The sequence below is a fragment of the Cellulomonas sp. genome (assembly GCF_965229465.1).
Classification (GTDB): Bacteria; Actinomycetota; Actinomycetes; order Actinomycetales; family Cellulomonadaceae; genus Cellulomonas.
The window spans coordinates 3,314,014-3,327,347 of the sequence record NZ_OZ245882.1 but is presented as its reverse complement, the minus strand read 5'-3'; the positions used below and the strand labels follow the sequence as shown (position 1 = coordinate 3,327,347).

Below are 13,334 nucleotides of genomic sequence, written 5' to 3'. Positions count from 1 at the left end.
ACCTACGCCTCGGGTCGCGCACGGCACGGGAATATGCTCTGGCAGACGCCACGCGTGGGCCCATAGCGGCCAGAGGGGTGACAGGTGTCGCAGCAACGGGTCGCCGTACAGTTGCGTGGCCGCGGTAGCGAGTGCGCGGCGCTCGACGCCCATGTCGAGGCCGCGCGCGGAGGCGACAGCCGGGCGGTGGTGCTTCGCGGCGAGGCCGGCATCGGCAAGACCGCCCTGCTCGACTACGTGGCGGCTCGCAGCACCGGGTGCCGAGTCGTCCGTGTGGTCGGGATCGAGTCGGAGATGGAGCTGCCGTTCGCGGCGATCCATCAGCTCTCCTGGCCGCTCCTCGATGGTCTCGAGCGTGTGCCAGCACCGCAGCGCGAGGCTCTGGAGACGGCATTCGGCCTCAGCTCGGGACCACCGCCCGATCGATTCTTCGTCGGGCTCGCCTTGCTGAGCCAGCTCTCCGAGCACGCAGACGCGCAGCCGGTGGTCTGCCTCGTCGATGACGCCCAGTGGCTGGATCGGTCCTCGGCCCAGGTCCTCTCGTTCGTCGCGAGGCGCCTGCACGCGGATTCGGTCGTCATCGTTCTTGCCGAGCGCGACGGGGACGCCCCGAGCGAGTTCGAAGGGCTGCCGGAACTTCGGCTCGGAGGGTTGTCGGACGCAGACGCGGCCGGACTGGTGATGGCCGCGAGCCTCGGCCCACTGGACAGGTCGGTGCGCGGCCGGATCATCGCCGAGGCGCACGGCAATCCGCTCGCCCTGCTGGAGCTGCCACGGGGTCAGTCGTCGACCGACCTCGCAGGCGGCTTCTCCGTCACGGGCCGGTTGACTGTGCCGAGCCGGATCGAAGCGAGCTATCGCCGCCGGATACAGATGCTCCCCAGCGAGACCCAACGCTTGCTGCTGGTGGCGGCGGCCGATCCGGTCGGTGACCCCAGTCTCTTCTGGCGCGCTGCCTCCGAGCTCGATATCCCGGTCGACGCAGCGGCGCCGGCAGAGGCGGACGACCTGATCGAGATCGACGCACGCGTGGGGTTCCGGCATCCCCTCCTGCGATCCGCGATCTACCGGGCTGCGTCGCCGACGGAGCGCCGCACCGCGCACCGAGCACTCGCCGCGGCCACGGACCCCGACGTCGACCCTGATCGTCGTGCCTGGCACCGCGCCCAGGCCGTGCTCGGTCCCGATGACGTCGTCGCCGCAGAGCTCGAGCGGTCGGCCGGGCGAGCGAAGGCTCGCGGCGGACTGGCTGCGGCTGCTGCTTTCCTGCAGCGCTCCGTCGCCCTGACCCGAGAGCCCGCGAGACGGGCCGACCGTGCGTTGGCAGCAGCCCAGGCGAGCCTCCAGGCCGGCGCATTCGACGCGGCATCCGGGCTGGTGGCCGCAGCGGAGACCGGACCGCTCGACGAGCTCGCCCGAGCGCGCGTGGACCGGCTGAAGGCCGAGATCGCGTTTGCGCAGAACCGCGGTGGCGAGGCCTCCCTGCTGCTGCTCCGAGCTGCTCGGAAGCTCGAGACTCTTGACGTACGCCTGTCGCGCACCACCTATCTCGATGCGTGGGCCGCAGCGCTGTTCGCCGGTGGACTCGCGCGGGCGGGCGGCACCCTCCGGGACGTCTCCTTCGCCGTGGCGACCGCTCCCGAACCCGAGACGTCTCCTCTTCCGTGCGATGTGCTCCTCGACGGCTTGGCATTGGTGTTCACCGACGGCCGCCCCGCAGCGGTGCCCGCGCTACGGCGTGCGGTCGCTGCGTTCGCGAGTCGCGATGTCTCCGACGACGAGCTCCTTCGGTGGGGCTGGCTCGCGACGCGAGCGGCGAACTTGGTCTGGGACTACGACCGCGGGCTCGAGATCGGCATGGCCGCAGCTCGACTCGCCCGGGACTCGGGGGCACTGGAGGCCCTCGCCGTCGTCGACAACGCGTGCGGCCAGGCGGCGGTCTTCGGCGGCGACTTCGCCAGGGCTGCGCTGTTCGCAGCGGAGGTGGACACCCTGAAGGAGGCGACCGACACCCGCATCGCCCCGCACGCTGCACTCGTGCTCGCGGGGCCTCGCGGCCACGAGGCCCAGGCCTCCGACCTCATCGCGCGGGCGATCGACCACGGCACTGCCGGTGGACAGGGAACCGCCGTCCAGTACGCGAGGTGGTCGAAGGCGGTGCTCATGAACGGCCTCGGCCGCTATGACGAGGCGCTCGCGGAGGCAGTGGCGGCGTGCGACCACACACCGGAGCTCCACATCGCCTCGTGGGCTTTGAACGAGCTGATCGAGGCAGCCACGCGGACGGGCCACACCGAGATGGCGAGAGACGCGCTCCATCGGCTCGGGGAGCACGTCCAGGCGTGCGACACAGAGTGGTCGCTCGGGATCCATGCGCGGTCGCGAGCGCTGCTCAGCGAGGGTCACGCGGCCGAGCAGTCGTACCGCGAGGCGATCGAACGCCTGAGGCGGACGCAGCTCCGACCAGACCTCGCCCGCGCCCACCTGCTCTACGGCGAGTGGCTCCGACGTCAAGGCCTGCGCGTCAATGCCCGAGAACAGCTCCGTACCGCCCACGAGATGCTCTCCACGATCGGCATGGACGCGTTCGCCGAGCGCGCCCGCCGCGAGCTGCTCGCGACCGGGGAGAAGGCGCGCAGCCGCACCGTGGAGACGCGCGAGCGCCTCACGCTCCAGGAGGCGCAGATCGCTCAGCTGGCGAGTGATGGTCTGACGAACCCGGAGATCGGGGCTCGGCTCTACCTCAGTGCGCGCACAGTCGAATGGCACCTGGGCAAGGTCTTCACCAAGTTGCGCGTGAGTTCCCGGAGAGAGCTGAACGCCACGCTCCTGGGGGCCGGGCTGGCGGCCCTGCCTGCCTCGTAGTCCCGGGGTGCGCGGACATCGTCGGGCGGTCTTGTCGGGTTCGCCGCCGCGACCTAGTGTCGAGAGCGGACTGACGGCGGGGGCCCGACATGACATCCACCACCCGAGCTCGGCACGCGCGCACAGGCGTCCTTCTGCTCGGGATCGCGGTGCTCGTGGCGGCGTGCGCGTCCAGCCTCGATGCCGAGCCTCGGGACGCGCCGCGGGTCGACGCCGCCCCGTTCGCAGGGCTCGTCGCGTGCGGCGACCAGCCGTTCGTCGCCGTGTTCCGGGGCTTCACTGCGGAGGGCGAGCGGGTGGAAGGGTCCGGGTCCTCACCGTCGTCCGACATCTACGGCGTGCGCCCGGACGGCTCCGTGTCGGCGGTGACCACCGACCTCGGCTCGTACGAGTTCGGCATCGTCGCCGACGCCACCACCGTCTACGCGTCCCCGGCCGTCGCCGGGGAGTCGTCGGCGGCACGCACGGCACCGGCCGACCGGGTGGTGGCGATCGGCCTCGCCACCGGGCAGCAGTCGGTCGTGCTGGAGGCGCCGGACGTCGGTGGCGTGGCACCCGACCCGGACGGGTCCCGGCTCGGGCTGACCGTCTTCACCGCCGGGGAGCAGCCGGGCGCGGGCACGTCGGCGCCCGCTCTCGTGGACCTGCCCGCCGCGGCGGCCCCGCGCAGTCTCGCCCCGGCGACGGCGCGCAGCGTCGAGCCGGCCGTCGTCGCGACGCGTGAGCTCACGTGGAGCCCTGACGGGCGGTGGCTCGCGTCCGTCGCGACGCTGCCCGACGCGTCCCAGGAGGTCCGAGTGGCGGACGCGGCGACCGGCGTCAGCACGACCGTCCATCGGGCGGATGCGGCAACTGCCCTGCTCTCGCTGGACTGGTCGCCCGACGGCACGAGGCTGCTGACCGTCGATGGTCGCGCACCGACCGCCGCCGGCGCACCGCGGGACCGGGTCGTCGAGATCGATGTCGCGACGGGCAGGTCGACGATCGTGCTGCGAGGCGTCCGCGGTGACCTCGTGTACTCGGCCGCCGACGGCTCCCGGGTGACGATGCTCGACAACGGTCCCGACTCCTCCCCCATTGCCCGCACGTGGTCGCGCACCGCGGGCGGACGCTTCGTGGCGACCTCGTTAGCGGAGATCGGGGCCGACCTGGGCCTGGTGAGCGCGGACCGGCTGGAGATCCCACGATGCGCCCTGCCATGAGAGCCCGACGGTCCCGCCGGGGATACGCGACGTCGCTGCTGGTGCTCCTTGTGCTCGTCGTCGCGACCCTGGCGACGCAGTCCGCCGCCCAGGCCGCGACCCTGCGGACGAAGGTCTTCGAGTTCAACGCGTGCGACCAGTACGGGCGCGACCCCGAGTGCGACGCCACCGCCGCCCAGCGGGCGGACGTCATCGCGAGCAGCGTGCTGTTCGCCGGGAGCAACGTGGTCACGCTCCAGGAGGTGTGCCGCTACACGTACGACCGGCTGGTCCAGCGGCTCGGCTCGACCTGGCACGGCACGTTCTTCCAGACCGTCGGGATCGGCGACGACCGCTGCGCGCCCGGCGCTCGGAGCTGGGGCATCGCGCTGCTGGCCCGCGCCCCGGCACCCACCAACGTGACCGCGACCCTGCTGCCGAACCCGCTCGGCGAGAACGAACGGCGGTACCTGCTGTGCGGGGACGTCGTCATCGGTGCCACGTTCCGGGTGTGCAGCTCGCACTTCTCCGTCTACGGCGCCGCGCACACCGACCAGGCCGCCGCTGTCGGAGGCCTGCTCGCGACGCACGCGGGGAGCGGCGGCGCCGCGCTGCTCGGCGTGGACACCAACGTCGACGTGCGCAGCTGCACCGCCGCCGTCGCGCTCCGGCCGCTCTACTCGGGCGGGTTCGGTGGCACGTCGACGACCACCTGCCAGACGGGGACCGGGGTGATGGTGGAGGCCGACCAGCGTCGTACCGGAGGGGACGGTACCTACAACGCACCGACCTGCGGGACCAGCAAGTGCGACGACGTCTTCTTCACCGCCTCACGGTGGGGCTCGGACTACCGGGGCGTGACGACGACCCTGTGGCTGTCCGACCACGCCGTGCTCCGCGGGGAGGGCACGCTGAACTGGTAGGTCGAGCCGCCGGGCGCTCCGTGCCCGCGCTACTGCTCGTGGTCCGCCCCGCGGCGGGTGGTGCGGCTGGTGGTGCCGCCGTGCCACTCGAGGAGCAGCAAGGCCGCGTCGTCCTGGATCTCGTTGCCGACCGTCTCGAGGAAGATGCGCGAGATGCCCTGGGCCACGCTCCGCGCGTGCTGGTCGGCGGTGTCGCGCAGGGCACCGGGGAGGTCGAAGCTCGCGGCGCTGCGCTCGAACATGCCGTCGGTCATCAGCAGCAGCCGGTCGCCGGGGCTCAGCTCGATCTCCTGGACCTGGTACTCGTGCGCGCGCAGCCCGAGCAGGGGGTTGTTGGCCGGCGCCACGGTGGTGACCTGTCCCTCGTGCAGCAGGAGCGCGCCGGGGTGCCCTGCGTTGATGATCCGGGCCACGGTGCGGTCGTCGGGCCGGTTCTCGTCACCGGACGAACGAAGATCCATCTCCAGGAGGATCCCCGTGACGAAGCTGCCGGCCCCGTCCTGCTCGAGGAGGGCGGTGTTGGCGGCGTTCGCCTGCTCGGCGATGTCGGCGCCCCGCCGCCGGGCGTTGCGCAGCGCGTTCACGGTGAGCGTCGCCACCATCGCGGCGCCGAGGTCGTGCCCGGTCGCGTCGGTGAGCGAGGCCGTGAGCCGGTCGGGGGACGCGACATAGTCGAACGTGTCGCCGGCTGCGCTGGCGGAGGGCTCGAGCCACCCGGCGATCGTGAAGGATCCTCCCTCGCAGACGAATCCCGGGGGGAGGAGCCGTCGTTGGATCTCCCGGGCGAGCGTGAACTCGACCGACCGCATGGCGGTCTCGTACCTGTCGGTGTGGCGTTGGTTCGCGATGAGGACGTAGCCCAGGGCGTGCGCCACCGCGGCGAGCTGTCCGGCCGTCGTCGCGTCCTGGGTGCGGTTCGCGTCGTCCGGGGCGTCGGCGTCGTGCGCCGGCAGCTGTACCGCGAGAACCCCCAGCGCGTCGCCCCGCACGGTCACGGGCGTGTACGACCACCCGTGCCCGTCGTGCACCGCGCGCTGCTCACGCCACGCGCGCCCGGGGTCCGTGCCGTCGAGGTCGAAGCGCCCATCGGTGTTCGCGAGGTCGACGAGAGTGCTTCCTGCGGCGTCGGCGATCAGGAACGTCGCGGACTGCACCCCGAGCGTCCGGCGCAGCACGTCTGAGGCGACGGACATCGCCTCGGCAGGCGAGACGTCCTCCACTGCCGTGAGCAGGGCGGAGATGTCGACCCTGCCGGCCATCGTCATCGCGCAACCATGGCACGACTGGCGAGCGTCCGCCCCGCGGAGCACCTCGGCCTGGATGCCGGGGGCGCGCCTGTCGCCGTCCCGAGCCAGGCGACACCGCCCACGACGCCTGAGTGGCGGTTCTTTGAGCGCGGCAACCACGGCGCGATGGCGGCCGATGCACGTTCGACCGACCTGCATGGACGAACCGTCAGCCGGCGTGGCCGAGTTGTGACGCGTCGGACGGCCCGTGCCGCCCCTGTCCGCGGGAGGCTTGCCCTCGTCCGCACCGCTCGCCCCGAGCACGGAGAGGAATGCCGTGCTGACTGCGAGCACCGCCGTGACCTTGGCGCGGGTGACCGCGGGCGGACGGACGACCGCCGCCGTCGACCTGCGCGGTGGTGGCCTGCGTGCACTGGTCGTCGACGGCGTGCCACTCGTCGAGACCTACCCGGAGGGAGCTCCCGCGCCCCAGTGCGCGGGGGCGGTCCTGTTCCCGTGGCCCAACCGGGTGCGCGACGGTCGGTGGACCCAGCGCGGCGTCACTCACCAGCTCCCCGTCAACGAGCCGGGGCTCGGGCACGCCGGCCACGGGCTCGTCGGCGGCACGCTCTTCGCCGCGCGTGCTCGCGCGCGCGACCGGGTCACGGTCGTGGGGTCGGTCACGGCCCCGCCCGGCTACCCCTTCAGCCTCACGCTGGCGGTGACGTACGAGCTCACCCCGCGCGGGCTGACCGTGACGTCCCAGGTGTGCAACGACTCCCCCGTGCCCGCGCCCGTCGCGCTCGGCGCCCACCCCTACCTCCGGATCGGTGACGTCCCCACCGAGGACCTGGTGCTGCGCGTGCCGGCCGACACGCACCTGCCGCTCGACGAGCGGCTCATCCCGCGGGATGCCGCCGGGGTGGACGGCACCGCCTTCGACCTGCGCCGCGGGCGCCGCCTGGGCACCGACGACCTTCACGCGTGCTTCGCTGTGACTCCCGGCTCGTCAACGACGGTGACGGCCCCCGACGGTCGCGCCCTGGAGCTGTGGGCCGACGACGACTTCGCGTACCGCCAGGTCTACGTGAGCCGGGCGTACCCGGCGCCCGGCGACGAGTCGTCCCGGCGCGCGCTGGCGGTGGAGCCGATGACGGCTCCGGGCGACGCCCTGAACTCGGGCACCGGGCTGCGCTGGGTGCCGCCGGGTGGCCGGTGGCGTCTCGCGTGGGGCATCAAGGCCAGCCTCGGCTAGTCCCGCTCCACGCCGGTGAGCCGTACGCGGCCGACCCGGACCACGTCGATCGCGGCCACGTGCACGCCGTCCGGGATGTAGCGGACGCTCGGGTGCACCCACACGCCCGTGCTGCGCCGCCAGGGCAGGAGCTCGAACCGCACCCCCGACTCCGCCACCTCGGACACCCACGGCGTCAGGTCGACGTCCCAGACACGCCCGTGCCAGAAGTGGTCGCTGACCAGCCGGTCGCCGACGAACGCCCGGCCGACGTCACCGGTCCAGGTCAGGCGCAGGAGCGCCCGGTCGGCGCCGTCGAGCAGCTCCGCGGGCACGTCCACGTGCACCACGGCCGCACCGGTGAAGTCGGTCGGCGCGCTCAGCCGGTGCAGGGGACCGCCCCGGACCGGGTCAGGCACCGCCGTCGCCTGCGGCTCGAGGCCGGAGACGAGCCTGGTGCGCCCCGCGTGCTGCGCGCGCAGAGCCCATCTCCGCCACGGACCGTCGTCGCGCGGGTCGCTGAGCTGCGCACCGTCGGCCACGAGCTCCGCGGGTGCGGGCAGGAGCCAGAGGGTGTGCTGCGCCTCGTCCGGGTGCACGACGAGCTCGCCGCCGAGCGCGTAGAGCGGGGCGTCGGACAGCACGAGGCGGTCCCGGCCCGCCAGGTCCAGGACGTACAGCCGTTCGGCGCTCGCGGGGTCCAGGACCATGATCCGGACGCCCGGCAGCTCGACCACGCACCGCGGCCCCGCCGGCTCGACCAGCGAGACCACGGTGGTCCCGTCCCGGACGACTCCCGTGCCGGCGCCGCCCACCTCGAGCGGACCGTCCAGCACGAGCTCGACGGGGATGCCCTCGTAGGCGCCCAGGACGAGGATCTCGCCGTCGTCGTCGCTGCCGCGGGTGAGCACCTGGGCGGTGGCGCTGCGCAGGACGACCGACGGTGACACCGGGTAGCGCAGGGGCCAGACCAGCGAGACGCCGGCGGGGATGTCGACCGGCACCGTCGGGACGGTCACGGAGTCGTCGGCCAGGTCGACCGTGACCTGGACGTCCTGCTGCCCGGGGAGCGGCTGCGCGGCCGGCTGGTGGGTGGACACGAACAGGTAGCCGCTGTGGCCGTCCGACCGGACCGCCCACCGCAGCTCGTCCAGGTCCTCGCTCCCGCCCCCGACGGTCGAGGTCATCGCCGCGATCCGGTGACCGTCCTCGTGCAGCCACAGGTGCTGGCGCCGCAGGTGGTGGTGATGGGGGCGGATCTGCGCGTGCTCGCCGATGGGCGCCGCGAAGTCGTAGGTCACCCGCGGCACGTCGTTCGGGTAGCCGGTGGCGTGCGACTCCTGCTCGGAGCCGTGCGGGCCGGTGCGCTGCGTCCCGCCGGCGTACATGTAGTAGCCCTGCCAGATGGAGCCGCTGCCCACCTTGGCGAGCGCGAGCGCCTCGATGTCCCGCGGGGTCACCAGAGGTCGACGGTGGTAGGCCACGTGCATGCCACCTCCGAGCTCGCACGTCGCGAAGGGCAGCTCGTCGTCGTCCCTGAGCGGCACGGCCCCGGCGTCGACGCCGATCCCGTCCAGCGCCTCGCGCAGGTCGGCCCCCACCGACAGGTCGTCCCGGACGGGGCTGTAGCGGAAGTGGCACGACGCGAACGCCGGCCACTCGGTCTGCTCGTCGTCCCAGAAGCCGTCCGAGTAGGCGCCGTACACGGGGAGCAGCGTCTCGGGGACCTGGGCACCGCCCCAGCCCGTCGCGGTCCAGATCGGGACCCGCAGCCCCGCCTCCTCGGCGATCTCCCGCAACCGCGCCAGGTGCTGGGGCTGGTCGTAGAGCTCGTTGTCCATCTGGGCCCCGACGATCGGACCGCCGTCGGCGTGCGCGAGCCCGACGAGCTGGGCGACCGTCTGGGCGTAGAAGGCCCGCACGAGTTCGAGGTACTCCGGGTCGTTCGTCCGCGTCGGCAGTCCCCGGTCGACGAGCCAGTCCGGGAAGCCGCCGTACCTCGCCTCGCCGTGCGCCCACGGACCCATGCGGACCACGACGTCGAGGCCGTGCTGCGCGGCGAGCTCGACGAACGCGCGCAGGTCCAGCCCGCCGTCCCACCGGAAGCGGCCGGGCTCGGGCTCGTGCGCCTGCCAGAGCACGTAGGTCTCGACGCACGCCAGCCCGCCGGCGCGTGCGTGACCCAGCACCTCGCTCCAGCGGTCGCGCGGGATGCGCGCGTAGTGGATCTCCCCCGTGACGGGGAACCACGGGCGCCCGGCGCGCTCGACGTACCGGCTCGTCACCTCGATCGCGTCGGCCCCGGCCGGGCTGTCACCGACGTGCAGGTGGCCCCGACGTGGCGCCGCGGGTGCCGCGACGGTCAGACGACGGGATGCCACGAGCGTCGCCCGGCGAGCATCGTCGGTCATGTCTCTCCTTGCAGCGGTAGGTCGACAGCGCCGGCCGTCACCCTAGGGCGCCGAGCGCCGCCCGGGGACGCGAGGGCGAGCGCACAGGGGTTGAGCGGGTCGTGCGCGAGGACGTCGTCGGCGATCGCCGCCGCGACGGCCTCCCGGTCGTCGAGGGACGCGAGCTGCGCCTCGAGCACGCGGACGCGTATGTCGTGGGCCGCCTGGACGTCCTGGGTGAACAGCAGCATCGTCGGCAGCGAGGTCGCGAAGTAGTCGACCCGGGCGACCACCGCGGCCTGCTCGGCCACGTACGACCCCAGGCCGTCGCGCAGCCGTTGCGCCTCGTGCGACCGCCCGAGCCTGCGCAGGGCGGTCACGGCCGCAGCGGTCCGCTCGGAGTGCAGGTGGACCTGCATCCCCTGGAAGTCGCCGTGCTGCTCGGCCGCCCTCTCCCACTGCGCCCGGGCGGCGTCCGGCTCCCCGTCCGCGGCGAGCGCATCACCGAGCACGAGGTGCAGGTCCGCCGTGTTGGCCAGAGGGTGCCGAGCCTCGCCGAGGGTGGAGACCGGGTCGAGAGCCGCGCGGGCATGCCGGACCGCGGCGGCAGGATCTCCACCGGCCAGCGCATGGCGCGCGAGGCTCAGGTGGGCCTCCTCCCACGCGGCCAGGACCCGGCCCTCGCCGCCCTCCCAGGGCTGGAAGACCCGGCCGGTGAGCACGTCGAGCGCCTCGAGCGCACGGCCGCGGGCGGTGAGCAGCTCGGCGAGCTGGACCGAGAGGTCGTCACGGGAGCTCACCAGGTCGGGCCGCTCCAGCAGCAAGTCGGTGCGCTGCGTCGGGTCGACCCCACGGCGCCCCGCGAGCTGGTCGGACTCGAACAGGAGCCGTGCGTCGTCCGGGGCGAGGTGACGCGCTCGGGCGTAGTAGTCGGCAGCGAGGAGCGGGTCGACCTGGACGTTGTGGGCGGCGATGCCGAGGTTGCGCAGGACGACCGGTCCGGCGTCCGCGCTCCGGGCGGCCACCTCCCACGCCTCGATCGCCTCCAGGCGCCGACGGGCTGCGTACAGCCAGTGGCCCTGGAGCTCCGCGAGCATCGCGTCGCCCGGGAGCCATCGGCGCAGGCGCTCCAGCGCGTCGTTGTCCCCGGCCCACGGGTTGCACCAGGTGCGGTCCAGCCGACGCGCCCTCGCCAGCGCCCCCTCGGCCGCGGACGGGCGACCGCGACGCAGCTCGAGGTCCGCCAGGTGCACGAGCGCGAGCGGCGCGACGTTCGTCCGACCCGGCGTCACCGGCAGGGCGCTGCTGTGCTCGAGCAGCTCCGTGGCCGCGTCGTCCTCGCCGATGCTGAGGTACTCCCTGGCCACGTCCAGGGCGACGGTGGGATCCGGCGTCGTCGACCGGTCCAGCCCCAGCCGGCTCGCGAGGTCGCGCGCCCAGGCGTCGAGCGGGTTCGCCGCGAACGTCAGCTCGACATGTGCACGGGCCATCGTCAGGTCACCCTGGCGACGGGCCGCGACCGCTGCGAGGTTGCGCGCCTGGTGGTGCCCGGGGTTGCGGAGCAGGAGCGCCGCCAGGTCGTCGCCGGCCTGCGCCGTGCGGCCCTCCGCGAGGTCGAGACGCGCGGTCGCCACCGAGGCGGCGTCGAGCCACGCCCCGTCCCACATCGCCGTGGCGAGCGCCGACCTGGCGTCGTCGGTGCGACCCAGGCGTCCGAGCACGATGCCGAGCCGGTAGTGCGCCTCCCCGTCGCGCGGGTTGGGGTTGCGCCGGGTCAACCGGGTCGCCGCAGCACGCAGGTGCTGCTCCGCGGCCTCCAGGTCGCCGTCGTGCTGGCGCCGGGCGCCGAGGGCCACGTGGGAGCGGGAGTCGCCCGGGTCCCGTCGCAGCGCTTCGGACCAGTACGGCTCCGGCGACCGGGTGGCGTGCCGGTACTGGGCGAGGTGCACCCCGGTGACGTACAGCTCGTCGACGGAGTCGATCTGCGACGGCTCCGGCGGCTCGTTGGCGGCGTCGGTCGGCGCAGCCTGGTGGTCGTCGGGTGGACGCGGACTCCACGTCAGGAGCACGGTGCCGTCGTGCTCCACCACCAGCTCGCACGACTCCGGCAGGACGGGCGTCCCGACGGTCACCTCCTCGACGAACGGCGCGCCGGGTGCCAGGTCGACGCGCTCGTCGAGGAGGACGAGCGACCCGGAGCGCACCAGCACCCGGCTGCCGGGTCGGGGGGACGTCGTCGCGACGCCTGCGCGGACCCGCGTCGTCGACCCCTGGCCGACGACGTCCAGCCGCACCGCGACGTCTCTCGTTGCCTGGTGCACCGGCCCGATGTCCTGGATCGGGTACCAGTACTGGGAGAACGTCTTGGACTCGCCCGGCTTGAGGAACGCGAAGTCCGGCTGGTTGTCCGTGAACACGCCGGCCATCAGCTCGACGTAGGGGCCGTTCGTGTCGGTCAGCTGCGCGTCCCAGGCCCAGCCGAACGGCGCGTTGCCCCAGGTCCACTGCTTCTTGCCGGGCGAGAAGCGGTGGTCCGCCCAGTGCACGAAGCCCGCGCGGGCACCGTGGTCGTACCCGCCGAAGAAGTCGTCCTGCGTGCCCAGGCACATGTACGACGTCGGCACCGGGATGTTCCGGTACCAGTCGAGCCGGTCGCCGTCAGGCCGTTCGGGGGTGCGCTGCGCCGGGTAGTCGACGCCGTAGTAGTGGTCGGTCGCGGCGGGGAACGTCGTGATCGCGCGCTTGGCGTGGTCGGCCACCACGCGCACGTCCGTGGGGAAGAACGACTGGTAGTCGTCGTTGACCGCGGCGGCGACGTTCGCCCACCACAGGAACGTCTGGACGTCGTCGGTCCGGTTGACCACGTGCGCCCGCACCTCGATCAGGGCGCTTCCGGGCCGCAGCCGCAGGCCGTGCATCCCCTGCATGCGGGCGAACGGGTCGTGGTCGGAGCACCACACCGTCACCGAGCCGTCCGGCTCCTCCTCGATCGAGACCTCGCACGGCAGGTAGGTGGCGGGCCGGTGGTGCTGCGGCCAGTTGAACTCGACTCCCCCGGAGATCCAGGGCCCGGCGAGGCCGACCAGCGCGGGCTTGATCACGTCGTTGCGGTAGAAGAAGTCGTAGCCGCGGGTCTTGTCCAGGCCCACGTGGATGCGCCCACCCAGCTCGGGCAGGATCATCAGCCGGACGTACTCGTTCTCCAGGTGGACCGCGTCCCACAGCCGTGGCGTCTTGACCTGCGCGACGCTCTCGATGAACGGCAGCGGGTACACCGCGCCCGACGAGCCCTGGTAGACGCGCTGGTCGAGATAGGCCGGGTACCGGTCCGGGGAGCCGGCCTCGTACGTGTCGATCGAGATCGCGCTCGTCCACGCGCGCACGGACCGCCCCGCGATCTCGGCCGGCGCGTCCGGCAGCACGATCCTGGACTCTTCGCTGAGCATGATGCTGAACCTACGAGTGGTTGACAGGACTGCGCGATACACGTTCCACTGGCCCACATGGACGAATCG

7 protein-coding genes are annotated in these 13,334 nt (G+C 73.2%); 4 read left to right on the top strand and 3 right to left on the bottom strand.

What is annotated here, in order from left to right; translation table 11 throughout:
* Positions 1 to 84 precede the first annotated feature (84 nt).
* The 3 genes from ACO06A_RS15810 to ACO06A_RS15800 all read left to right on the top strand — a co-directional run bounded on the left by ACO06A_RS15810 (position 85) and on the right by ACO06A_RS15800 (position 4,969).
* The gene (locus tag ACO06A_RS15810; RefSeq protein WP_421733169.1) at positions 85 to 2,865 is read left to right on the top strand and encodes an AAA family ATPase; all 2,781 of its coding nucleotides are present in this window, start codon (positions 85 to 87) and stop codon (positions 2,863 to 2,865) included.
* An 89-nt stretch (positions 2,866 to 2,954) separates the two neighbouring features.
* Positions 2,955 to 4,067 carry a hypothetical protein gene (locus tag ACO06A_RS15805; protein WP_421733168.1) on the top strand — a complete coding sequence of 371 codons (1,113 nt, stop codon included), beginning with the start codon at positions 2,955 to 2,957 and terminating at the stop codon, positions 4,065 to 4,067.
* Positions 4,064 to 4,969, top strand: coding sequence for an endonuclease/exonuclease/phosphatase family protein (locus ACO06A_RS15800; protein ID WP_421733167.1), 906 nt, complete (start codon positions 4,064 to 4,066; stop codon positions 4,967 to 4,969). The genes ACO06A_RS15805 and ACO06A_RS15800 overlap by 4 nt, the downstream gene beginning before the upstream one ends.
* Before the next feature lie 29 nt (positions 4,970 to 4,998).
* Here ACO06A_RS15800 and ACO06A_RS15795 read toward each other — a convergent pair whose 3' ends face one another.
* Complete coding sequence (locus tag ACO06A_RS15795; RefSeq protein WP_421733166.1) at positions 4,999 to 6,234, bottom strand: PP2C family protein-serine/threonine phosphatase; 1,236 nt, start codon at positions 6,232 to 6,234, stop codon at positions 4,999 to 5,001.
* Between the two features lie 298 nt (positions 6,235 to 6,532).
* Between ACO06A_RS15795 and ACO06A_RS15790 the strand changes: the two genes are divergently transcribed.
* Positions 6,533 to 7,450 carry an aldose epimerase gene (locus ACO06A_RS15790; protein WP_421733165.1) on the top strand — a complete coding sequence of 306 codons (918 nt, stop codon included), beginning with the start codon at positions 6,533 to 6,535 and terminating at the stop codon, positions 7,448 to 7,450.
* Here the strand turns inward: ACO06A_RS15790 and ACO06A_RS15785 are convergent.
* Entirely contained in the window at positions 7,447 to 9,840 is a 2,394-nt protein-coding gene (locus ACO06A_RS15785) for a beta-galactosidase (RefSeq protein WP_421733164.1), read from the bottom strand. The two genes, ACO06A_RS15790 and ACO06A_RS15785, sit on opposite strands and share 4 nt — an antisense overlap.
* Positions 9,837 to 13,265: a DUF5107 domain-containing protein gene (locus tag ACO06A_RS15780; RefSeq protein WP_421733163.1), complete on the bottom strand. Its 3,429-nt coding sequence runs from the start codon at positions 13,263 to 13,265 to the stop codon at positions 9,837 to 9,839. Before ACO06A_RS15780 ends, ACO06A_RS15785 begins: the two co-directional genes overlap by 4 nt.
* Positions 13,266 to 13,334 lie beyond the last annotated feature (69 nt).